1 protein-coding gene is annotated in these 659 nt (G+C 23.7%); it reads right to left on the reverse strand.

All coding sequences use genetic code 11. From position 1 onward, the window contains the following. Positions 1-45 precede the first annotated feature (45 nt). Positions 46-659 (reverse strand): hypothetical protein (locus tag CP960_RS13640; protein ID WP_228152091.1); only part of this gene is annotated, 614 nt, incomplete at its 5' end.

The following is a 659-nucleotide window of genomic DNA, read 5'->3' on the forward strand; positions in this document are numbered from 1 at the left end:
CCTTTATGTAAATTTGATATTGCAATAAGTATTTTTCTTTTATTTTCAAGAACATCTTTTCTCATAACCTAACCTTTTGTTATATTCATTTAATGCTTCTTTACTTGGTATATCTTTTAAATATGCAAGTGAAAAAACTTCTAAAATATTTTTTTCTAAATCATTTTCAAATTTCTTAAAATCATCTTCAATGATTAATCCTTGTTTACTCATTTTTTCATAATAGACTTTTGCTTCATTAAAATAATCAATTGTTTTTATTCTTGCACCGTCAAAAATTGAAAAACCTTTATGTTTTTTTTGTTCTTCATTTGCTTCTTCAAAAATATCAGCTAATAAAAGAGGGTCAAATTTACCCCTCATATGTTTTGTAAGAGTTGATACCACAGATTTTAAAGAATTTTTAACATATAAAACAGATGGTTTAGATATTTCTTCTTGATAAGATAAATTTTTACCCTTTGTATGAAAAAAGGTTTCTATTTTATTCCAAACTGGACTTAATTCACTTCTTTGAAATCTTTTTCTAATTGCATATTTTGAAAGAATTTTTTTAGAGCCATTCTTTAAAGTTCTATATCCTTTCATAATTTCAATAACTGAATTATCATCTAAATTTTTATGTTCAAACTTTTGCATGAACAAATCCCATATATCAG

Source organism: Malaciobacter halophilus (genome assembly GCF_002837275.1).
Taxonomy (GTDB): domain Bacteria; phylum Campylobacterota; class Campylobacteria; order Campylobacterales; family Arcobacteraceae; genus Malaciobacter; species Malaciobacter halophilus.